This window comes from Pusillimonas sp. MFBS29 (genome assembly GCF_020687695.1).
In the GTDB taxonomy this organism is placed as follows: domain Bacteria; phylum Pseudomonadota; class Gammaproteobacteria; order Burkholderiales; family Burkholderiaceae_B; genus Pusillimonas_C.
This window is the reverse complement of the sequence record NZ_JAJEWL010000004.1, coordinates 282,036-302,214: the sequence shown is the minus strand read 5'-3', so window position 1 is coordinate 302,214 and position 20,179 is coordinate 282,036. Positions and strand designations below refer to the sequence as shown.

Annotated in this window: 20 protein-coding genes; 7 read left to right on the top strand and 13 right to left on the bottom strand. The window is 60.4% G+C overall.

Annotated features, from left to right (window positions below; translation table 11 throughout):
• The first annotated feature begins 1 nt into the window (after position 1).
• Positions 2-700 carry an SDR family oxidoreductase gene (locus tag LKR43_RS08445; RefSeq protein WP_227683596.1) on the top strand — a complete coding sequence of 233 codons (699 nt, stop codon included), beginning with the start codon at positions 2-4 and terminating at the stop codon, positions 698-700.
• A gap of 46 nt (positions 701-746) precedes the next feature.
• On the opposite strand, the gene LKR43_RS08440 is transcribed toward LKR43_RS08445, so the two are convergent.
• A complete protein-coding gene (locus tag LKR43_RS08440; RefSeq protein WP_227683595.1) occupies positions 747-1,148 on the bottom strand; it encodes a T6SS amidase immunity protein Tai4 family protein in 402 nt (133 codons plus the stop codon).
• The gene (locus LKR43_RS08435) at positions 1,148-1,609 is read right to left on the bottom strand and encodes a type VI secretion system amidase effector protein Tae4 (RefSeq protein ID WP_227683594.1); all 462 of its coding nucleotides are present in this window, start codon (positions 1,607-1,609) and stop codon (positions 1,148-1,150) included. Before LKR43_RS08435 ends, LKR43_RS08440 begins: the two co-directional genes overlap by 1 nt.
• A gap of 250 nt (positions 1,610-1,859) precedes the next feature.
• On the opposite strand from LKR43_RS08435, the gene LKR43_RS08430 reads away from it, so the two are divergent.
• From LKR43_RS08430 to LKR43_RS08415, 4 genes are all read left to right on the top strand, one after another.
• A complete protein-coding gene (locus LKR43_RS08430; protein ID WP_227683593.1) occupies positions 1,860-2,816 on the top strand; it encodes a tripartite tricarboxylate transporter substrate binding protein in 957 nt (318 codons plus the stop codon).
• 52 nt (positions 2,817-2,868) lie between these two features.
• The gene (locus tag LKR43_RS08425) at positions 2,869-3,351 is read left to right on the top strand and encodes a tripartite tricarboxylate transporter TctB family protein (RefSeq protein ID WP_227683592.1); all 483 of its coding nucleotides are present in this window, start codon (positions 2,869-2,871) and stop codon (positions 3,349-3,351) included.
• Positions 3,351-4,838, top strand: a complete 1,488-nt coding sequence (locus LKR43_RS08420; protein ID WP_227683591.1) for a tripartite tricarboxylate transporter permease — start codon at positions 3,351-3,353, stop codon at positions 4,836-4,838. Before LKR43_RS08425 ends, LKR43_RS08420 begins: the two co-directional genes overlap by 1 nt.
• A gap of 344 nt (positions 4,839-5,182) precedes the next feature.
• Positions 5,183-5,890 (top strand): TerC family protein, encoded by a 708-nt coding sequence (locus tag LKR43_RS08415; RefSeq protein ID WP_227683590.1) that lies wholly within the window; start codon positions 5,183-5,185, stop codon positions 5,888-5,890.
• Between the two features lie 26 nt (positions 5,891-5,916).
• Here the strand turns inward: LKR43_RS08415 and LKR43_RS08410 are convergent, their stop codons facing one another.
• Positions 5,917-6,921: an NADP-dependent oxidoreductase gene (locus LKR43_RS08410; RefSeq protein WP_227683589.1), complete on the bottom strand. Its 1,005-nt coding sequence runs from the start codon at positions 6,919-6,921 to the stop codon at positions 5,917-5,919.
• Between the two features lie 18 nt (positions 6,922-6,939).
• Positions 6,940-7,842 carry a DNA-3-methyladenine glycosylase gene (locus LKR43_RS08405; protein ID WP_227683588.1) on the bottom strand — a complete coding sequence of 301 codons (903 nt, stop codon included), beginning with the start codon at positions 7,840-7,842 and terminating at the stop codon, positions 6,940-6,942.
• A gap of 150 nt (positions 7,843-7,992) precedes the next feature.
• On the opposite strand from LKR43_RS08405, the gene LKR43_RS08400 reads away from it, so the two are divergent.
• Positions 7,993-8,418, top strand: a complete 426-nt coding sequence (locus tag LKR43_RS08400) for an organic hydroperoxide resistance protein (protein WP_227683587.1) — start codon at positions 7,993-7,995, stop codon at positions 8,416-8,418.
• A gap of 68 nt (positions 8,419-8,486) precedes the next feature.
• Here LKR43_RS08400 and LKR43_RS08395 read toward each other — a convergent pair whose 3' ends face one another.
• The 9 genes from LKR43_RS08395 to LKR43_RS08355 all read right to left on the bottom strand — a co-directional run bounded on the left by LKR43_RS08395 (position 8,487) and on the right by LKR43_RS08355 (position 18,824).
• Positions 8,487-9,062 carry a DNA-3-methyladenine glycosylase I gene (locus LKR43_RS08395; RefSeq protein WP_305080623.1) on the bottom strand — a complete coding sequence of 192 codons (576 nt, stop codon included), beginning with the start codon at positions 9,060-9,062 and terminating at the stop codon, positions 8,487-8,489.
• A gap of 94 nt (positions 9,063-9,156) precedes the next feature.
• Entirely contained in the window at positions 9,157-9,411 is a 255-nt protein-coding gene (locus tag LKR43_RS08390; RefSeq protein ID WP_227683586.1) for a heavy-metal-associated domain-containing protein, read from the bottom strand.
• Positions 9,412-9,563: 152 nt separating this feature from the next.
• Complete coding sequence (gene cobA / locus LKR43_RS08385; RefSeq protein WP_227683585.1) at positions 9,564-10,373, bottom strand: uroporphyrinogen-III C-methyltransferase; 810 nt, start codon at positions 10,371-10,373, stop codon at positions 9,564-9,566.
• A complete protein-coding gene (locus LKR43_RS08380; RefSeq protein WP_227683584.1) occupies positions 10,370-13,084 on the bottom strand; it encodes a nitrate reductase in 2,715 nt (904 codons plus the stop codon). The genes cobA and LKR43_RS08380 overlap by 4 nt, the downstream gene beginning before the upstream one ends.
• A gap of 3 nt (positions 13,085-13,087) precedes the next feature.
• On the bottom strand, positions 13,088-13,429 hold the full coding sequence (nirD, locus tag LKR43_RS08375) for a nitrite reductase small subunit NirD (RefSeq protein WP_227683583.1): 342 nt from the start codon (positions 13,427-13,429) through the stop codon (positions 13,088-13,090).
• A gap of 8 nt (positions 13,430-13,437) precedes the next feature.
• Positions 13,438-15,870 (bottom strand): nitrite reductase large subunit NirB, encoded by a 2,433-nt coding sequence (gene nirB / locus LKR43_RS08370; protein ID WP_227683582.1) that lies wholly within the window; start codon positions 15,868-15,870, stop codon positions 13,438-13,440.
• 14 nt (positions 15,871-15,884) lie between these two features.
• Positions 15,885-16,688, bottom strand: a complete 804-nt coding sequence (locus LKR43_RS08365; protein WP_227683581.1) for an ABC transporter ATP-binding protein — start codon at positions 16,686-16,688, stop codon at positions 15,885-15,887.
• Positions 16,689-16,692: 4 nt separating this feature from the next.
• Positions 16,693-17,505, bottom strand: a complete 813-nt coding sequence (gene ntrB / locus LKR43_RS08360) for a nitrate ABC transporter permease (RefSeq protein ID WP_227683580.1) — start codon at positions 17,503-17,505, stop codon at positions 16,693-16,695.
• Complete coding sequence (locus LKR43_RS08355; RefSeq protein WP_227683579.1) at positions 17,502-18,824, bottom strand: CmpA/NrtA family ABC transporter substrate-binding protein; 1,323 nt, start codon at positions 18,822-18,824, stop codon at positions 17,502-17,504. Before LKR43_RS08355 ends, ntrB begins: the two co-directional genes overlap by 4 nt.
• A gap of 180 nt (positions 18,825-19,004) precedes the next feature.
• On the opposite strand from LKR43_RS08355, the gene dinB reads away from it, so the two are divergent.
• The gene (gene dinB, locus LKR43_RS08350; RefSeq protein WP_227683578.1) at positions 19,005-20,168 is read left to right on the top strand and encodes a DNA polymerase IV; all 1,164 of its coding nucleotides are present in this window, start codon (positions 19,005-19,007) and stop codon (positions 20,166-20,168) included.
• Positions 20,169-20,179 lie beyond the last annotated feature (11 nt).

Here is a 20,179-nt window from a genome sequence, read left to right as displayed (position 1 = left end):
CATGCGCGAACGAGTGTTGATTACAGGCGGTGCTTCGGGTATTGGAGCGGCAATCGCGGAACGGTGTGTTGAAGATGGATACGAGCCCGTCGTCATTGATATTGCAGGCTCTGGCGTAAAGGCGGATCTCTCCGATCCGGATAAAACGGCGGATGCCTTGCGCAATGTGCTGTCGAAGGGCCCCATTACTCGCCTGGTCAACAACGTTGGCATTATCTGTCCGGCCTCGATAGAAGATCAAACGATTGAAGAGCTGGAACGGGTATGGTCATTGAATGTTCGCTGCGCGATGCAATGTGTGCAAGCCTTGCTTCCAGGCATGAAAGAGCAACAGTTTGGCCGTATCGTCAATATGGCGTCACGCACGGTCTTGGGCAAAGAGCTTCGGACCGCTTACGCTGGTTCGAAAGCCGGCCTTGTCGCGATGGCAAAGGTCTGGGCTCTGGAGCTTGGGAAATACGGCATCACTGCCAATGCGATTGGGCCAGGTCCCATCATGACGGAACTGTGGAAAAAGGGGAATCCGCCGGATTCCGAAAAAACCAAGGCCATCGTTAAGTCCGTTGCTGTTGGTCGCCTGGGTGAACCCGCCGATGTCGCCAACGCGGCCTCATTCCTGCTGGACAGGCGGTCGGGATTCGTGACGGGGCAGATCCTGTATGTCTGCGGCGGGTTGACGGTTTCTGCGGCGCCTATGTGATGCCTAGGTGCTGCGATGGTCCGCAAGCTGTTGGAGCTGGCGCAATTCAGCGAGCCGGCCGGATCAGCGCTTCCAGTGCCGGGTCATGGAGCAGATCCAGGCATTGCATCACGAACAGTGATTCGCCGCTCTTTGAGTTATAGGGCTTGGTGCGATGCGCCTGCACCAGACTTACGATCTCTTCGTAAACCTCGGGCCCGGATGTGCCCAGCTCGACGTAGCCACCCGACGCACGGCCTGCATCGGCCTTCACCGGGTTGTCCGGGAAGGCGTGCATCAGGCATTGGCTGACGGCGAATTTTTCCAGCCGCTGCGCTTCGAGTTCGTCTGATTGCGTTGTGTAGGCTTGTTGACCTTGCGCTGCCGTGTCGGCGGCTTTCTGCCCATTGGCGGCGCACCCCCACAGCATTCCGGCCATCAGGATCAGGGCGGCCCATCGTTGACTCATCAGTTCAGCTCCCACAGTTTGGCGCGTGTCGATACGGGAAAATAGCAGCTGTCGGCACACATTGTGCCATTCCACAGTGTTACATGGCCCGAGGCATCATTCCAGACGTCTACGTCGAACACGATAATGCCTTTCTTGCCCGCAAATGACGTCGGGGTCGGGTTCTGCACCACCAGGTCGGGTTTGCCGAACAGATTCTGCAGGTGCGGCGCCAGATCGCTTGCCCGGAACAGGTACTTGGCACCGTTGGCGCCCGACGAGACCGCACCGGCACTGGCCGGCACCGGCAGGCTGGTCTGGTTCAGCACATAGCTCATGCGGATGGCGCAGGCATTGGTAAAGATGCCGCCGTCGATATTGGTCTGGACTTTTCCGCCGATGATGCGTCCGACGTGGGGGACCGAACCGTTCACCCTGGAGAAAGCTGCCCATGCCTGATTGAATGTAGGTCTTTGCGCCATGTCTGTGTTTTGCCTGATGGATCGAGCGGACCAAGATATACGGGGCGGGCGGTGACTATTATGACAAAACAGGTTTTGTTACCCAAACTTGCATTAGGTCGCTGTCCGAAGCCCTGCGAAGCCGGGGGCTATGGGATTGCGCATGGCAGTCCCTTCCCGAAACCCTTGCTTGACAGCCCCCAGGCTCGGACTTACTCTCCCGGCAAGAGTCTTGTATGACACATATCAGAACGTATCCCAGGAGAAAGGAATGAGACTTACCCGTTTATTGAAGTCCGTGGCCGTCGCGGCCGTATTTGTTGCAGGCGCCGCACAAGCTCAGGTCAGCGTGATGTTGCCTGCCAATCCGGGCGGGGGCTGGGACTCTACCGGGCGCCAGGCATTCCAGGCCATGAATGACGCGGGTATTTATACGGGTACGGTCAGCTTCACCAACAAGGGCGGTGCCGGCGGCACGATCGGTCTGGCCGAGTTTCAGCGTGCCGAGAAAGGCAAGGCCGACGCCCTGGCGGTATTCGGCGCCATTACGGTGGGTTCGATTACGCTGAACAAGTCGCCGGTTGACCTGAGCAAGTTCAGGCCGGTGGCCAGACTGACTGCCGAGCACCTGGTGCTGGCGGTCAAGGCCGATGCACCCTACAAGACTCTGGATGATTTTGTTGCCGCGCTCAAGAGCAACCCTGGTGCCACGGCGGTTGGCGGCGGCTCTGCCGGTGGTGTTGACCATATCGCCCTGGCACTGCTGGCGCAAAGTGCCGGTGTGCCGGTACCGAAGTTGAACTATATTCCGCAGGCCGGCGGTGCCGATACCGTCATCGGCATTGTCAACGGCACGCTGAAGGCAGGTATTTCGGGTATTTCCGAGTTCCAGCAATTTGCCCAGGAAGGCCGAATCCGCATTCTGGGTGTCACAACGGCCGAGCGCATGAAGGGTCTGGACGACGTGCCCACCTTCAAGGAAGCCGGCTATGACGTCGAAATTGCCAACTGGCGTGGCATTCTGGGCTCGGTCGATATGCCCGAAGCCAATCATAAAGAGTGGGTGGAACGCTTCAGCAAGCTTAGCGAAAGCAAGGAATGGCAGGCTGTGCTCGACCGACAAGGCTGGGATGGCTACTTCCTGCCGGGCGATGCTTTTGGTGAGTTCATAGCCAGCGAAAGCACCCGCATCAATCAGATCCTGAAGGATGCAGGGCTGAGCAAGTAGTCTCCTGTCCCTGGCCTGCGGGCCAGGGATCTGTTGAACTGAAGGAATATTAATGACGCTCTTGCGCGAACGTCCCTGGTGGCTGGGTCTGGCCGTGATTCTTATGGGGGCGGTTTGCCTCTATGCCTCAACCGAGCTGGCAACTACGGCGCAGTATGCCGCCGTCGGCCCGGGCATGTTTGTGATTGGCGTGGGCCTGGGCCTGCTGGCCCTGGGCGTACTGCTGTTGATACAGATCGCTCGCGGCGAGGTGTTCGAACCTGAAGAGGCCGAGAACACGGCAGCGGGCCAGCCCATGGACAAGCGGGCTTTCCTGACGGCGCTGGCGGCAGCCATATTGCCGGCCCTGACCATTGATACGTTGGGCCTGCCCCTGACCGGCATGCTGTCGTTCATGCTGGTGGCGCGTGCGTTTGGTTCGCAGCGCCTGGTGTCTGACCTGATAGTCGGCTTCGTGCTGGCCGGCCTGGGCTGGCTGTTGTTTGGCTGGTTGGGCCTGGACCTGGGCGGCTTCCTTCCCTTGGCGGGTTGGTAATGGAAACTTTCGGACTATTGCTGCACGGCTTCGAGGTCGCGCTTACGCCCACCAATCTGATGTGGGCCCTGATCGGGTCGGTATTGGGCACGGCCATAGGCATATTGCCGGGTATAGGCCCGGCACTGACCATTGCGCTGCTGCTGCCTGTTACGGTGTCGGTTGGCCCGGTGTCGGCCTTCATTATGTTTGCCGGCGTGCTTTACGGTGCCATGTATGGCGGCTCCACGACGTCCATTCTGATCAATACGCCCGGTGAGGCGGGCTCGATGATGACGGCGCTGGAAGGCAACAAGATGGCGCGGTCGGGCCGAGGCGCGGCGGCTCTGGCCACGGCGGCCATAGGTTCATTTGTTGCGGGCACCATTGCCACCCTGGCACTCACCTTTGCCGCGCCTGTCGTGGCGGAGCTGGCATTTTTGCTGCGGCCGGCCGACTTCTTTGCCCTGACAGTCCTGGCATTTACCTCTGTGGCGGTCGTGATGGGTGCGTCCAGGGTGCGTGGATTTGTGTCGTTGTTCATGGGCCTGGCGCTGGGTGTGATCGGCATAGATGCCATGACCGGGCAGCCGCGCATGACGTTCGGCATGCCCGACCTGCTCGATGGCGTGGAACTGACGGTGGTGCTGGTATCGGTGTTTGCCATAGGTGAGATCCTTTACGTAGCCAGCCGTTATGCGCATGCGCCCGACGACATTGTTGCAGTCAAGGGCAAGGCCTTCATGACGCGCGAAGACTGGCGTCGCTCATGGAAGCCGTGGCTGCGCGGCACCGCCATAGGTTTTCCCATAGGTACCATACCGGGCGGCGGCTCGGAAATCCCGACCATGCTGTCTTATACGCTGGAAAAGAAGCTGACACGGCATCAAGACGAGTTCGGCAAGGGGGCCATCGAGGGAGTGGCAGGGCCCGAGGCGGCCAACAATGCGTCTGCGGCTGGTGTGCTGGTGCCCCTGCTGACCCTGGGTTTGCCCACATCGGCGACGGCCGCCATATTGCTTGCCGCCTTCCAGAACTATGGCCTGCAGCCCGGGCCTTTCCTGTTCACCAGCAATCCGGAACTGATCTGGGGCCTGATCGCTTCCCTGTACATCGGCAATGTGATGTTGCTGGTGTTGAACCTGCCTCTGGTGGGCATATGGGTCAAGTTGTTGAAGATTCCCCAGCCACAGCTGTATGCTGGCATTCTGGTGTTTGCGATGATGGGTATATGGGGTGTGTCGGGATCCGTATTTGACCTGGCCATGATGGCCGGCCTGGGTGTGGTCAGTTACGCCATGCGGGTTTACGGCTTTCCCATTCCGCCGCTGCTGATTGGCCTGATTCTGGTTCCGTTGGCTGAAACGCAACTGCGCACGGCCCTGGCGGCAGCGCAGGGAAGCTGGTCGGTACTGGTCGAAACGCCCCTGTCGATTACGTTCCTGTCCCTGTCATTCCTCTTCCTTTTCCTGCCTGTTTTGTTACAGCGGCTAAGAAGTTCGGCATAGCCTTTTAGTTGTCTTTTTGCTTGACTTTGCAGCATTTGTCGCTAAACTTACGCCTATCAAGGGGAGTAGCTTCTTTCCGCAGCATCGTCATTACGGCAGTTTTGCAAAGTCTTGCATGGCTCCCGGTGCTCGGGCAACCATCGTGTTGCAAGCAAGACCTTGCCACTTAGGGCAAGGTCTATTCCAGCGATAGCTGTGGCCTGTGTCCTTAACGGATCAGGCCATTTTTGTTTTGTCTGCCCTTGTGTTCAGTTTGCCTGGTGTGCAAATTCAAGCTCGAGGGCCGCAGCAGCCAGCCCGATCCGTTTCCCTGCTAAACGATTACGTACACTTAAAGGTGACAGATGCTTGAATTTTTACAAACACTAAGCTGGGCGGCGGTCTTTCAGATCATTCTGATCGACATTCTGCTCGGCGGCGATAATGCCGTCGTTATTGCACTGGCTTGCCGGAATCTGCCTGCCAAGCAGCGCATGCAGGGCATTTTATGGGGAACGGCGGGCGCCATTGGCCTGCGCGTGGCCTTGATCGCATTTGCCTTGACGCTGCTGACCATCCCCTATCTGAAGATAGTTGGCGCGCTGTTGCTGGTCTGGGTGGGTATCAAGCTATTGATTCCTGACGAAGACGCGCATGGCAATGTCAAGAGCGGCACTACGGTGTGGGCAGCGGTCAAGACCATACTTATCGCTGACTTTGTCATGAGCCTGGACAATGTGATTGCCATTGCCGGTGTCGCCCAGGGGGCCAACCCGGATCATCAACTTGGTCTGGTCATATTTGGCCTGGTCGTCAGCGTGCCTATCATTATCTGGGGCAGCACGCTGGTGTTGAAGCTGATAGACCGCTATCCCAGTGTCGTGACTTTTGGTGCCGCATTGCTGGGCTGGATTGCCGGCGGCATGCTGGTTACCGATATTGTCATTGTCGAGCAGTTTGGCGAGCCTTCCGGCACTGTGAAGCTGGCGGCTGAAGTTGCCGGCGCCGTGCTGATCGTACTGGTGGGACGCTTGTTGGCGAAACGCAAACGCGCTGCCGTGGCCGACGCCTAAGGCGGCAAGGCCGGCGTGGCGCAAGCTTAAAGACGAACCAGCCGCTTGCCCAGGTTCTGGCTCCGATACAGTTCCTGGATCGCGCCCATGGCCGTATCCAGGCCGTCGGTGATGTGCTCGCGGTGGTTCAGCGTCCCGGCCCTGACCATGTCTTCCAGTTGGCGTACATATGACGCGTAAGTGTCCATGTGGTCGAAAAGAATAAAGCCCTGCATGCGGGCACGTCGGGTAAGCAGAATACGCTCAACCCGGGGCCCCATGGGTGCCGGATCCCAGCTGGTGATCGCCGCGGTACCGCATATTATGACGCGTGCTCCTATGGCCAGTTGTGGCAGGACGGCGTCTGAAATCTGCCCTGATGTGTTGTCGTAATACACATTGATGCCATCAGGGCAGGCCGCTTTCAAGGCGGCGCTGATGTCATCGGTCTTGTAGTTGATGACATGGTCATAGCCAAATTCATTTTTGCAGGCCTGGGCTTTTTCGGGCGTGCTGGTCAGTCCGATCGTGCGGCACCCCAGTGCCTTGGCAAGCTGACCCACGCATGAACCGACTCCGCCCGCAGCGGTGGAAACGACCACCGTTTCGCCCGCTTGCGGCTGCCCCAGCTTATCAAGCGCGGTGGCAGCAGTTATGCCGTTCAGCCCCAACACGCCCAGGTAGAGCGATGGCGCAAGGTCGCCGGCGGTGATTTTTTGCACGACGGCCGAGGGCCGCACCACTGCATAATGTTGCCAGCCAAACCAGCCCATCACCTGGTCGCCGCGGCTGAAGCCGTCTGCGCTTGATTCCATGACGGTGCCAACACTCAAAGATCGCATGACATCACCCACGGGGACGCTGGAGTAGTTGTTGGCATCGGCCAGCCAGCCTCGCATGGCGGGTTCTATCGACAGCCACTGATTTTGCACAAGAATCTGGCCTGGCTGCATGTCCGGGACGGCCTCGGTCGTTCTGCGAAAATTTTCGGCGGCGGGAATACCGGCGGGCCGTGATGCTACGCGGATGCATTCGTTGGTCAGCTTGTTCATCTGTTTATATCCTTTCAATCAGTAGGCGGTCGTCGAACGGGATGCCCACAAGTGTGCGGCCAGCAGGGCGCGCCAGGGCGAAAATTCCTGCAACCAGGCCTGAGCTTGTTTTTCATTCAGCTTTTCAGTGGTGCCCAGCAGGGCAGCTATGCCATGGCGTACGACCACGTCGCCATGCAGCGAACCATCTAGCCAGCCCAGGCCGCGCAGCAAGGTGTAGTTGACGGTCCACGGCCCTATGCCGCGTATGGCCAGCAGGCGATCGCGCAGTGATTCAATGGCGGCGGCTTGCAAGTCGGTGTCCAGCACCAGCTGTTTGCTGGCGACAAGGCCGGCCAGTTCCTGCAGCGCCCGGGCCTTGCCGGTCGAGAATCCGGCCTGGCGCAGCGTTTCAGGTGTCAGCGCCAGGATTTCCTGGGGGCCGGGATGGCATAGCAGGCCGCTGGAATGGCGCAGCCCGGTCGCCAGTATCAGCCGGCGACGTATGGATACAGCGGCGCTGACGCTGATTTGCTGTCCGATGATGGCCCACGACAGGGCTTCGAAGGGCGTGACGGCAAGCGGGACGCGTAAGCCCGCCTGTTTGGCGATGAGCTGGCCCAGCAAAGGATGTCGGCGGTATTGTTGCTCGAAGGTGTCTATGTCCTGGGTCAGACCCAGCATGCGATGGACCATGGTCTTTAGCAGGGACTGGCTGTTGGTGGGTGCGGTGCCGTCCAGCGTCAGTTCGACGCTGGCTTGTCGGGGCCTCAAGCGCACGCTTAGGTGGCCGGGCATACCCTGCCACAGCAGGCCCTTGTGTAAAGACGAATCATCGACGCGTTCGGCAATTTCCTGAGTATCGCGCCGGTGGAATGCCAGGATATCCTGCGGCCGGTAATCAGGCGGCAAAGGAATGCGGCAGCGTAGTTGGGTAGCCATGGATGCATGTTAGCGCAAAGGAAAAACCGCCAGGGTTACAAGGTTGTCATCGAATTCCCGGTGTTTTGGTCGTATGCTGGTGGCTGATGGTGTTAGACAGCGGGCATGCTGCTTGCTGCTGATTCGTTTTTTTGCCCAAGGAGATCCAATATGTCTTTAGAGAAAGTGGTTTATCGTGCCCAGGCTACCGCTAACGGCGGGCGTGAAGGTCGGGCGGCCTCGTCAGACGGCGCACTGGATGTCAAGCTGAGCACGCCCAAGGAAATGGGCGGTGCCGGCGGAGACGGCACGAATCCGGAACAACTGTTTGCTGCGGGTTATTCGGCGTGCTTTCTGGGCGCCCTGAAGCTGGTTGCCAGCCGTGAAAAAGTAGATTTGCCCGATGACAGCAATATTCAGGGTCTGGTCGGCATTGGCCCCATTCCCGATGGTTTCGGTATTGAAGTCGAACTGAAGATTTCGGTTCCGGGTTTGCCGCGCGACCAGGTTCAGGCGCTGGTCGACAAGGCACACGTGGTATGCCCGTACTCGAATGCAACGCGTGGCAATGTTGATGTAACGCTTACGGTGGTCTAAGCCGCTGGACGCGGCGGTACGGACTGATCGGACGGTTTTACCGACGGATTTATCGGCCGCCCACGCTTCTAAGACCGGGCCAGGGCCTGATGACGATGGCAATCTGTCGTGTGGTCCATCAGGCACCCTATGGCCTGCATGTACGACTGGCAGATGGTCGGGCCCACGAAGTTAAAGCCTGCCTTTTTCAGGGTGCGGCTCATCTGCTCGGCTTCAGGCGTAATGACCGGCACATCCTGCATCGTCGCGTAATGATGTATGCGGGGTTGGCCACCCACAAAAGACCAGATCAGATCGACCGGGGTGGGCTGTGCCAGCCAGGCCCGGGCGTTTTGTCTGGCCGCATTGAGTTTCAGGCGATTACGAATGATGCCGGGGTCTTGCATTAGCGTTTCGATGTAGTCATCGCCAATGTTGGCCAGCTTTTCGGGGTCGAACTGGAAGAGTACCTCGCGGTAGCGCGGGCGTTTCTTCAGTACGGTAATCCACGACAATCCTGCCTGGAAACCTTCCAGCAGCAGCATTTCAAACAGATAGCGCGGATCGTGCGACGGCACGCCCCATTCGGTGTCGTGGTAATGCATGTAGGCGGGGTCGCTGGAGCACCAGCCGCAACGCACCAGGCCGTCGGAATTCAGAGTCATGGAGTCATCCAGGTATTCCCCGGGAAGCGGGGAATAAAGTGTTGCATGACGGCACGATGGCCGTCAATGCAGGGTGCTTGCCTGGATGTAAGGATCAGCCTCCGCAGCCGCCGCAGCACTCGCCGTCTTCGCCGTGCTTGGGCTTGGCGATTTGGTAGCCGGCATCTTGCACGGCGACTTCCAGACGCTGGTTGGACACCAGTTCTTCATTGAACGAGACTGTTGCCTTGCTGTTCTTGAATGACACTTCGACGGCCTGTACGCCGTCGATGGCCTTGAGGGCACCGGCCAGGGTGGCGGCACATTGTTCGGTTTGCAGGCCGGCAAGTTTGAGTACTCCGATTTGCATGACTTTCCTTCTGTTTAAGGGGGTGGGGGGTCGCCGTTGTCGGCAGCAGGTAAGATAAGATGCATATTGTATATATCTTATCGGGCGTACGACAATTTATCCCTATGGCGTTTGAGGTCTATGCAGGCAAAGCCACACAGACCATGGTTTGTTTATACCGCAACGGCCAGCGAGAGAATTTGATATGCGTCAAGGCCTTCTTGCCGGGCCAGACTCGCCACGTCGCCCAGCACGATGACCGAAGGGCTGGCAAGCTGATGGGCCTGCACTTGCGATGCCAGATGGGCCAATGTGGTGATGATCTGCTTCTGGCCAGGGCAAGACACACGCTGTATGACGGCAACGGGCAGATTAGCGCGAAAGCCTGCACTCAGCAGTGTGTCGGACAGCTCGTTTATGTTGCTCATGCCCATGTAGCAAACTACAGTCAGCCCGCTTTCTGCCAGGGCTTGCCAGGCGGGCCGGCTGCCGTCTGCCGTATGGGCGGTTACCAATGCCACCCCCCGCGCACTGGCTCTATGAGTCAAGGGCATGCCCAGGGCACTGCCCACCGCCAGACCGGCGGTAATGCCGCTGATGGCTTCTACCGGGATGCCGCGGTCGAAAAGCCAGGCCATTTCTTCGCCGCCCCTGCCGAATATAAAGGGATCGCCCCCCTTCAGCCTGGCCACGGTATGACCCTGGCGGGCATAGCGTGCCATCAGTCTGAGTATGAATTGCTGCGAAGTGGAGACGCATCCACCCCGCTTGCCGACATGAATGACGCGGGTGTCTGCCGGTGCAAGCTCAAGTATGCCTGGGCCCACCAGATCGTCTACCAGCCAGATGGTGCAGCGCTGAAGCTGTCTGGCCGCTTTGAGTGTAAGCAGCTCCGGATCGCCGGGGCCGGCACCGATAAGCCAGACTTTGCCGCGGCGCGCCGTATCAGCGTCGGGAGCGATGGAAGCAGTGAAGGTAGTCATGCGGGCGTTTCCAATGTGTGCGCCATCATGCGTTTGATCTGCGGCAGGCAGGAGCCACAGGTCATGCCGCATTTAAGCGAGGTTTTCAGGGTGTCCAGATCGTGACCGGCTGCAATGGCGTCGGTCAGTTGGGTATCGGTGACGTTCGCGCAGGTGCACACTATGTGCGAGCGTGTGATGGCAGGACCGCGGCCCAGCAGGATCTGGCTGATGCTGGCTGGCGCCTGTCCGGTGTCGGCCCATTGAAGCAGGGCGTTGGCCGCTCTTGTGTCACCCGCCAGCAGCCACGCGCTCAGCCGGCCTTCCTGGTAGCGAATGCGCCGCATGATGCCTTTTGCGGGATCGTCGAAGGCCAGCTCGGCCTGCTCCAGGCCCAGATCCCGAGCCAGTTCTTCGAGCAGTGATGTAGTGATGGCGGCGGGGCCGGCCAGGCGCAGACGCAGGCTGTGGCCACCCAGCGCAGATGAAAGCAGCACGGCATAAGGAAACCGCTCAAGCCAGTGCGTCAGGCGGGGGCGCCACAAGGCCGGATCGCCCTGTATCCAGGCGCCGGCGGCCCAGGGGAAATCCAGCACCTGCACGGCCGCAGCGCTGTGCTTCAGTTCCGGTTGGTGCGAAATCGGGTCGCGCGCCGGGTTGCCGAGCGCATTGATGCCGTTGCCTGCCATGAAGGCGCTGCCCCAATGCATGTGCATGAAGGCATGACCGGGCTTCAGGCCGTCATCGGCCTTGGCCGGCAGGATGATGGCGCCGCGTTTGGTCTTGATCCTGACCAGCATGTCGTCCAGCAACTTGTACCGGCGCATATCGCCCCGGTTCAGATAAACCAGCGGCTCTTCCACATGGCGGTTAAGCGCCGGTACCAGGCCGCTGCGGCTCATGGTGTGCCATTGGTCGCGCATGCGCCCGGTGGTAAGGCGCAAGGGATAGGCTGCGGACGTGGATTCGGCAACGGGAATGTAGCCCACGTCAACGAAGCGGGCCCGGCCGTTTGCAGTGGGAAAAATTCCGTTCGCATACAGGCGACGCGAGCCTTGTGTTGCGGCGTGAAACGGCCACTGCTGTGGCCCCTGGGTTTGCAGTACGGTGTAACTCAGACGGCTGTAGTCCAGATCACGCCCGGCTGTGCTGCGGGCGTGTTCGGCAAAGATGGCGGCCTCGTCCGGGTAGGCGAACAGCGGCGCCTTTTCTGGTGCAATCCGCGCGGCCAGTCTGCGGGCAATGGCGCACACAAGCTGCCAGTCGGCCTGTGCGTCGCCCGGGGGCGCGATGGCTGCGCGTACGCGACTGATGCGTCTTTCGGAATTGGTCACTGTGCCCTCTTTTTCGGGCCAGGTAGCGGCCGGCAGCACCAGGTCCGCATAGGGCAGTGTTTCTGTGTTGGCAAAGGCTTCCTGGACGATGACCAGTTCGGCCTTGTCCAGGGCCGCGCGTACTCTGGCCTGATCGGGCAGCGATTGGGCGGGATTGGTGGCCGCTATCCACAAGACCTTGATCTTGCCTTGCAAGACGGCATCAAACATGTCCAGGGCTGTGTGGCCCGGAGTGTCGGGCAGACTCTCTACTTGCCACAGCCGCGCCATTTCTGCGCGATCGGCAGCGTTGTCGGGGCTGCGGTGCCCGGGCAGCAGGGTGGCCATGCCGCCGGCTTCGCGCCCGCCCATGGCATTGGGTTGGCCGGTCAGTGAAAAGGGGCCGGTACCGGGCCGGCCTATCTGGCCGCAGGCAAGATGCAGGTGTATCAGCGTGGCATTCTTGGCCGTGCCGCTGCTGGACTGGTTCAGCCCCATGGTATAGAGCGACAGCGCCGCATCGGCCTGTCCGAACCAGCGTGCGCACTGGATGATGTCGGCGGCAGGCACGCCGCAGACTTCCTGTGCGGCCTGCGGCGTAAATTCATGAATGCGCTGCTTGAGTTCGGCAAACCCTTCCGTGTGCTGCGCGATATAGTCGCGGTCGATCAGGTCTTCCCACACCATGACGTTAAGCATGGCGTGAAAGAGTGCGACGTCGCTTCCGGGGTTGATGGCCAGGTGCAGGTCGGCGATATCGCAGGTATCGGTGCGGCGGGGGTCCACCACAATGATTTTCATGCCGGGCCTGTGTGCCTTTGCATCGGCCAGGCGCCGGAACAGCACCGGATGAGCATAGGCCATGTTCGAGCCCGCGATCATGACGGTATCGGCCAGGTCCAGGTCATCGTAGCAGGCGGGCGGTGCGTCAGCGCCCAGCGTCATTTTGTAGCCGGACACGGCACTGGACATGCAAAGGCGGGAATTGGTGTCGATGTTGTTGGTACCCACCAGGGCGCGTGCCAGCTTGTTGAATACGGCGTAGTCTTCGGTCAGCAGCTGGCCGGAAAGATAGAAGCCGATGGCGTCGGGGCCATGCATGGCGATGATTGCCGCCAGCTTGTCTGCCGCGATATCGTACGCATCATTCAGGGGAATGTTGTAGCGTTGCTCATGCTTGCCGGAGCGCCATTGCGCCTGCAGGATGCGGCTGTCGTCATGGCGCACGGTGGCGGCTAGTTGACGGCCCTTGCTGCACAGTTCGCCGCGGCTGGACGGATGCTGCGTGTCGCCCCTTACGTCCAGCACGTGCTGTCCCTGGCTGCGTATGCGCAGGCCGCAACCGGTGCCGCAATAACAGCAGATCGATGCCGTATCGCGAATGACTGTCGACTCGTCAGGCAGTTTCAGCACGGTCATGATCTAGCCCCGGGCAGGCAGGGCCAGCAGTATTTCGCCGGCTTCGACCCGGACGGGCAGTGTGTGGGCACAGCCCTGGTCGGGCGCCAGTGCCTGGCCATCCTCAAGGTTGATGTTCCAGCCGTGCAGCGGGCAGCTTACGCTGTGGCCGTGCACCAGCCCGGCCGACAAGGGGCCGCCCTTGTGGGGACAGCGGTCAATCACTGCGAACACATGATCGTCCGATGCACGGAAGACGGCAACCGGTTCGCAGCCTGCGTGATGCACGACTCTCGAACCCAGGCGAGGGATATCATCGATATGGCAGACAGGGGTCCAGGCGGATGTTGAAATCGCAATGTTCATGATGGTCTTCAGGCGGTAAGGTTTTCAAATTCGCGGCGGGCAGAGGCCGATTCAATGCGTTCGGCCCAGGGGTCCTGTTCAAACGAGATCGCATACCGCAACCGTGCATAGAGCTCCGCACGGTTGGTGGCATCGTCCACAACGCGCGCCTTGGCGTGTTCCAGTCCTACGCGGGCCAGATAATGGCAGGTGCGCTCCAGGTAGAAGGCTTCTTCGCGATACAGCTGCAGGAAGGCGCCGGTGTATTCCAGGACTTCGTCGTGGGTCTGAACCTTGACGAAGAACTGGGCCACTTCGGTCTTGATGCCGCCATTGCCGCCTACATACAGTTCCCAGCCCGAGTCCACGGCGATGATGCCTATGTCCTTGATGCCCGATTCCGCACAGTTGCGCGGACAGCCCGACACGGCCAGCTTGACCTTGTGCGGACTCCACATGCCGACCAGATCTTTCTCCAGCGCGATGCCCATGCCGGTGGAGTCCTGGGTGCCGAAGCGGCAGAATTCCTTGCCTACGCAAGTTTTGACCGTGCGCAGGCTCTTGCCATAAGCGTGGCCCGAGGGCATGTCCAGTTCCTTCCAGACGGCGGGCAAGTCTTCCTTTTTGATGCCCAGCAGGTCTATGCGCTGGCCGCCGGTGACCTTGACCATGGGCACCTTGTACTTGTCCGCAACATCGGCGATGCGACGCAGCTCCGATGGGCTGGTCACGCCGCCCCACATGCGGGGAACGACTGAATAGGTGCCGTCCTTCTGGATGTTGGCATGCATGCGTTCGTTGACCAGTCTGGACTGCGAATCGTCTCGGGCTTCGCCGGGCCAGGTGGACATCAGGTAATAGTTCAGCGCGGGCCGGCAGGTGGCGCAGCCGTCGGTGGTGCGCCACTCCAGAAAGCGCAGTGTTTGAGCAATGCTGGTCAGATGCTGTTCGCGTATGGCCTTGCGGACTTCGCCATGCGTGTAGTCCGCGCAGGCGCAGATAGGCTTCTCGGACTTGGGCTTGATGTCAGCCGCGCCCCCGACGCAATTGATGAGTATCTGCTCCACCAGTCCGGTGCACGAACCGCAGGAGCTGGCGGCTTTGGTGTGTTTCTTCACTTCGTCGACAGTGAACAGGCCTTGCTCGCGTATGGCCTTGACGATGGTGCCCTTGCACACGCCATTACAGCCGCAGATTTCGGTGCTGTCGGGCATGCCGGCAATGCTGTTTTCGCCTGCGTGCCCGGTGTCGCCGGCAGCGCCTTCGCCGAACATCAGGTGTTCGCGCAGCTCTGCAATGGATTTGCCCTCGCGTATCAGCCGGAAGTACCAGGCGCCGTCCACCGTATCGCCATACAGGCAGGCGCCTATCAGCTTGTCATCCTGGATCACAAGCTTCTTGTACACCCCGCCGACCGGGTCGGCCAGGGTAATGGCTTCTGTGTTTGCGCCCCCCATGAACTCACCGGCAGAAAATACATCGATGCCGGTGACCTTGAGCTTGGTCGATGTGGTGCTGCCGGCATAGGCGCCTATGCCATGCATCGCCAAGTGGTTGGCAGCCACCTTGGCCTGTTCGAACAAGGGGGCGACCAGTCCGTAGGCCATGCCGCGGTGGCTGACGCATTCGCCCACGGCATAGATGCCTGGGTCGTAGGTCTGCAGGGTGTCGTTCACCACAATGCCACGATCCGTATAGATGCCGCTTGCTTCGGCCAGATCGGTGTTGGGCCGGATGCCCACCGCCATGACGACCAGATCTGTAGCCAGTTCGCTGCCATCCTTGAAACGTATGCCGCTCACGGTGCCGTCTTCTTTTCCCAGGATGGCCTCGGTCTGCCGTCCCATCAGAAAGTTCAGGCCACGCGCGCGCAGGCTGGCTTCCAGCAGCTGGGCTGCGGCCGGATCGAGCTGGCGGTCGAGCAGGGATGTGCCCAGGTGCACCACCGAAACCTGCATGCCGCGCGAAGCCAGCCCATTGGCTGCTTCCAGACCCAGCAAGCCACCGCCGATGACGACGGCGTGCTGCAGTCGCGAGGCCGCATCTATCATCAGCTCGACGTCGCGGATATCGCGAAAGCTGATGACGCCTTTCAGGTCGTGCCCCGGGACGGGCAGGATGAAGGGCTTGGATCCTGTGGCCAGCAGCAGGCGATCATAGCGCGCCGTCTTGCCGTCGTCGGTCAGCACTTCCTTGCGGCGGCGGTTGATGTGCGTGACCGTGCTGTTCAGGTGCAGCGTGATGCCATTGGCCTCGTACCAGCTTTTGTCGTTAAGGATGATGTCCTGTATGGTCTGTTCGCCGGTCAGCACGGGCGAAAGCAAAATGCGGTTGTAGTTGGGGTAGGGCTCGGAGCCGAACACAGTGATGTCGTACAGATTACTGTCCAGCTTGAGCAGTTCTTCCAGGGTGCGTATGCCGGCCATGCCGTTTCCGACCACGACCAGTTTCATTTTCTTCATGATGTGCTCACTGATTAGAGGGTGTGTTCCGTGTTTGGGTTGTTGTGGCGCTGATGCAGGAAATTCAATACGGCGGCGCGGCAGGCGGCGTATTCAGGGTTGTCCAGCAGGTCAAGGCGGTCGCGCGGACGGGGCAGGCCTACCGGCAGAATCTCGCCTATGGTTGCTGCCGGGCCGTTGGTCAGCATGACAATGCGGTCGGACAGCAGCACGGCCTCATCGACATCGTGCGTCACCATGACGGCTGTGGTGGAGGTGGCGGCCACTATGCGCAGAAGCTCGTCCTGCAGATGTACGCGTGTGAGCGAGTCCAGGGCGCCGAACGGCTCGTCCAGCAGCAAGACCTTGGGCTGTATGGCCAGCGCCCGGGCAATGCCCACGCGCTGTTTCATACCGCCCGATATCTCTTTGGGAAATTTGTGCATGGCGTGGCTCAATCCCACCAGGTGCAGCGCATTGGTCGTGCGCAGGTTCAGCGCGCTCCTGGGTTCCTGCCCGCCGAACGCGCGCTCCACGGCCAGGTGGACGTTCTGGTGGCATGTCAGCCACGGCAGCAGGCTGTGATTCTGGAACACGACGGCACGATCGGGGCCGGGACCGGCAATTTCCTTCCCCGCGCACAGCAGCACGCCTTCCGAGGGCAGCGCAAGACCGGCGATCAGGTTGAGCAGGGTCGACTTCCCGCAGCCCGAATGGCCGATCAGCGAAACAAACTCGCCCTGCCGTATGTCCAGGTTGATGTCACGCAGGGCCACAAAAGGGCCGCTGCGGGTGTTGAAGGTTTGCCCCACATACTCGATGGATACGAATTTTTCCATGATTTCAAGCCTCTCCATGATCCAGGCGGCGGGCCACTGCAAGCAGGGCCAGATCCAGAAGCAGACCGACCACGCCTATGACCAGGACGGCGATCAGGATGTTCTGCACATTCAGGTTGTTCCACTCGTCCCACAGCCAGAATCCCAGGCCGGTGCCGCCTGTGAGCATTTCAGCAGCGACGATCACCAGCCATGCCGTGCCTATCGACAGGCGCACGCCGGTCATCATGTAGGGCAGCACGGCAGGCAACAGGATGCGGGTGAATACCTTCCACTCCGACAGGTTCAGCACCCGGGCCACGTTCAGGTAGTCTTGCGGAATACGCCGGACGCCGTCGGCGGTGTTGATGATCATGGGCCAGATGGAACAGATGAAGATCGCCCAGATGGCAGCCGGATCGGCTGCCTTGAACAGCAGCAGTCCCAGCGGCAGCCAGGCCAGCGGCGAGATGGGCCGCAGCAGGTTGATGACCGGTGCGCAAACGGCATTCAGTACGGCAATGCGTCCGATCAGAAAGCCCACCGGAATGCCGACCAGCGCCGCCAGCGCAAAGCCTGTGGCCACGCGGCCCAGCGAGGCCAGGATATTCCAGCCTATGCCCAGGTCGTTGGGACCGTTGTCGTAGAACGGGTCCTTGAACAGCTCGAAGGCGGCCTGCAAGGTGGATTCGGGCGGTGGAATATCGCCTATCCGCAAGGAAATGATTTTCCAGGTGATGAGCAGCAGCGCAAAGCCCGCAAGCGGCCCGGCGCTTGTGCTGACCAGGCGTCCCAGACCGGAGCGCAAGGACCACGAGGAAGAGGTTGCCGGATTCATATGTTTGCCTTTCGTGCTGTCTTAAGGGTGAAACCGTCGGCGTAGGCCGCCGGATTGCTGCCGTCCCACACCACGCCATCCATCAGCGTGCTGCTGCGCGACTCGTTGGCCGGCAGGCTGGTGCCCGCTGCGGCGGCAGCCTGCTTGTAGAGATCGATGCGATTGACCTGCCTGGCGACGGCCAGATAGTCGGGGTGTTCGGCCAGCAGGCCCCAGCGCTTGTGCTGGGTCATGAACCACATGCCGTCGCTCAGGTAGGGAAAGTTGACGGCGCCCTCGCCGTAAAAGCGCATGGCATGCTTGTCGCTCCAGGACTTGCCCAGGCCGTCTTCGTACTGGCCCAGCATGCGACCGACAATGGTGCCGGCCTGCGTGTTTACATAGGACTTGGCGGCGATGACTTGCGCGGTCTTGCGCAGGTTTTCGGGAGCGCTGTCTATCCAGCGGCTGGCTTCCAGTATGGCGGCCGTGACGGCGCGCGCGGTGTTGGGGTGGCGTTCGACGAAATCGGCGCGGGTGCCCAGGACCTTTTCCGGATGATCCTTCCAGATGTCCTGAGAGCTTGCCGCGCTGAAGCCCACTTTGTCGGTGATGGCGCGGGCATTCCATGGCTCGCCGACGCAAAAGCCATCCATATTGCCTATGCGCATATTGGCCACCATTTGGGGCGGCGGGACGGTCACATTGCGTGTCGTGGCGGGGTCTATGCCGTGTCCGGCCAGCCAGTAATACAGCCACATTGCGTGTGTGCCGGTGGGGAAGGTGTGCGCGAATGTGTACTGGCGCGGTTCGGCGGCCATCTTTGCGGCCAATGACTCGCCGTTGGTCACGCCGGCCTCGCGTAGCTGGTTCGACAGTGTGATGCCCTGGCCGTTCTGGTTCAGACCCATGAGTATGGCCATGTCCTGTTGCGCCCCGGCAAGTCCGAGCTGCATGCCGTAGATCATGCCGTACAGGGCGTGGGCAAAGTCCAGATCCCCATTGGCGAGTTTTTCCCGCAGCCCGGCCCAGGATGCTTCCTTGCTCGGTATGATCCTGACGCCGTGCTTCTTGTCCAGCTCCAGCGCTGAAGCCATGACCACCGAAGCGCAGTCGGTCAGCGGAATAAAGCCTATCTTCACGTCGGTTTTTTCGGGCGCGTCGGAACCGGCTGCCCACGCGGCTGCACGCAGCATGGGATCGAGTAGCGCAAGGGTGCCCAGCCCGGCTGCGGCCGTTGCTCCCAGCAGGGTGCGGCGCTGCGGGCTGACGGCAGACGTCTGCCTGGGCTGCGGCTTGGGGGCGGCGGGAACGCGAGGTGGCTTGGCGGCGGGCTTCATAGTGGTTCCATGTCATGCAATACAGGATTTAAAGCAAAACGTATGCCAATTTTTGGGCCGGGCTTTCACAGCGTGCGGCCGTAATGGGCGCACCGCGGCTGTGCGGGGCGTGTTGCGTTGCACCAAAACTGTGCGGACACCCTGTCCTATAATTGCTGTGCATTCGTACAGCAGAACCTCATGGAACACGAACCCGCCACCCGTCGCATTGCTCATCTGGATATGGATGCCTTCTATGCATCGGTCGAGCGTCTGCGTTATCCCGAGCTCAAGGGTCTGCCCGTCGTGATCGGTGGCGGCAGCGCCAGCCAGCCTACGCAATTGCCTGATGGCACAAGGCTGTTTTCACGCCTGAAGGGCTATGTGGGTCGCGGGGTGGTCACCACGTCAACTTACGAGGCGCGGGCGCTGGGGGTGTTTTCGGCCATGGGCATGATGAAAGCAGCCCAGCTGGCGCCCGAAGCCATTCTGTTGCCGGTGGATTTCAAGGCTTACCGGCATTATTCAAGGCTGTTCAAGTCAGCGGTAGCCAGCGTTGCAGACCACATCGAAGACCGTGGCATAGACGAAATCTATATAGACCTAACAAAGCATCCCGACGATACGCTGGTGCTGGCGCGCAAAATCAAGCAGGCGGTTTTCCAGGCAACCGGACTGAGTTGTTCGATAGGTATTTCACCCAACAAGCTGCTGTCCAAGATTGCTTCCGAGCTGGACAAGCCCGACGGCATTACCATCATTGGGGCGGGCGACCTTGAAGCACGCATATGGCCCTTGCCGGTTGGCAAGGTGAACGGCATCGGGCCCAAGGCCAATGCCAGGCTGACGGCGGCCGGCATACACACAATCGCAGAACTGGCTGCAGCAGCACCCGAGCAGCTGCAAGGCTTGTTCGGCCTGAGCTATGCCCAATGGCTGTTGAATGTTGCACGGGGCATCGATGACCGGCCCGTCGTTACGCACTCGGAACCGAAATCGATCAGCCGTGAAACGACCTTTGCACGCGACCTGCACGTGCAGCGCGACCGGGCCGAGCTTTCCGCCTGGTTCCTGCGGCTGTGCGAACAGCTGGAAGGTGACCTGCTGCGCAAGGGGTATGTGGGGCGCACCATAGGCATCAAGCTGCGCTTTGATGATTTTCGTACGGTCACTCGCGATCAGACGCTGCCTTATCCCACGGATGATGCGCGGGTCATCCATCATGCGGCCGGACAGTGCCTGAAGCGCATCGAGCTAAGTCACCGTATACGTTTGCTGGGTGTGCGCATCAGTGGCCTGCAGCCTGGCACCGAGATGAAAGAGCATGCCCATAAGGCACCAGAACAGCTCAGTCTTTACGATTAGTGCGGCACCCG

What these genes read in the sequence shown, in the direction of transcription:
- LKR43_RS08395 (WP_305080623.1), bottom strand. Translation starts at nt 9,062, where the DNA reads ATGACTCTGAATTCCGACGGCCTGGTGCGTTGCGGCTGGTGCTCCAGC.
- LKR43_RS08440 (WP_227683595.1), bottom strand. Translation starts at nt 1,148, where the DNA reads ATGAGTCAACGATGGGCCGCCCTGATCCTGATGGCCGGAATGCTGTGG.
- ntrB (WP_227683580.1), bottom strand. Translation starts at nt 17,505, where the DNA reads ATGAATCCGGCAACCTCTTCCTCGTGGTCCTTGCGCTCCGGTCTGGGA.
- LKR43_RS08380 (WP_227683584.1), bottom strand. Translation starts at nt 13,084, where the DNA reads ATGACCGTGCTGAAACTGCCTGACGAGTCGACAGTCATTCGCGATACG.
- LKR43_RS08415 (WP_227683590.1), top strand. Translation starts at nt 5,183, where the DNA reads ATGCTTGAATTTTTACAAACACTAAGCTGGGCGGCGGTCTTTCAGATC.
- LKR43_RS08355 (WP_227683579.1), bottom strand. Translation starts at nt 18,824, where the DNA reads ATGAAGCCCGCCGCCAAGCCACCTCGCGTTCCCGCCGCCCCCAAGCCG.
- nirD (WP_227683583.1), bottom strand. Translation starts at nt 13,429, where the DNA reads ATGAACATTGCGATTTCAACATCCGCCTGGACCCCTGTCTGCCATATC.
- LKR43_RS08435 (WP_227683594.1), bottom strand. Translation starts at nt 1,609, where the DNA reads ATGGCGCAAAGACCTACATTCAATCAGGCATGGGCAGCTTTCTCCAGG.
- LKR43_RS08425 (WP_227683592.1), top strand. Translation starts at nt 2,869, where the DNA reads ATGACGCTCTTGCGCGAACGTCCCTGGTGGCTGGGTCTGGCCGTGATT.
- LKR43_RS08420 (WP_227683591.1), top strand. Translation starts at nt 3,351, where the DNA reads ATGGAAACTTTCGGACTATTGCTGCACGGCTTCGAGGTCGCGCTTACG.
- LKR43_RS08365 (WP_227683581.1), bottom strand. Translation starts at nt 16,688, where the DNA reads ATGGAAAAATTCGTATCCATCGAGTATGTGGGGCAAACCTTCAACACC.
- LKR43_RS08410 (WP_227683589.1), bottom strand. Translation starts at nt 6,921, where the DNA reads ATGAACAAGCTGACCAACGAATGCATCCGCGTAGCATCACGGCCCGCC.
- cobA (WP_227683585.1), bottom strand. Translation starts at nt 10,373, where the DNA reads ATGACTACCTTCACTGCTTCCATCGCTCCCGACGCTGATACGGCGCGC.
- dinB (WP_227683578.1), top strand. Translation starts at nt 19,005, where the DNA reads ATGGAACACGAACCCGCCACCCGTCGCATTGCTCATCTGGATATGGAT.
- LKR43_RS08430 (WP_227683593.1), top strand. Translation starts at nt 1,860, where the DNA reads ATGAGACTTACCCGTTTATTGAAGTCCGTGGCCGTCGCGGCCGTATTT.
- LKR43_RS08400 (WP_227683587.1), top strand. Translation starts at nt 7,993, where the DNA reads ATGTCTTTAGAGAAAGTGGTTTATCGTGCCCAGGCTACCGCTAACGGC.
- LKR43_RS08445 (WP_227683596.1), top strand. Translation starts at nt 2, where the DNA reads ATGCGCGAACGAGTGTTGATTACAGGCGGTGCTTCGGGTATTGGAGCG.
- nirB (WP_227683582.1), bottom strand. Translation starts at nt 15,870, where the DNA reads ATGAAGAAAATGAAACTGGTCGTGGTCGGAAACGGCATGGCCGGCATA.
- LKR43_RS08390 (WP_227683586.1), bottom strand. Translation starts at nt 9,411, where the DNA reads ATGCAAATCGGAGTACTCAAACTTGCCGGCCTGCAAACCGAACAATGT.
- LKR43_RS08405 (WP_227683588.1), bottom strand. Translation starts at nt 7,842, where the DNA reads ATGGCTACCCAACTACGCTGCCGCATTCCTTTGCCGCCTGATTACCGG.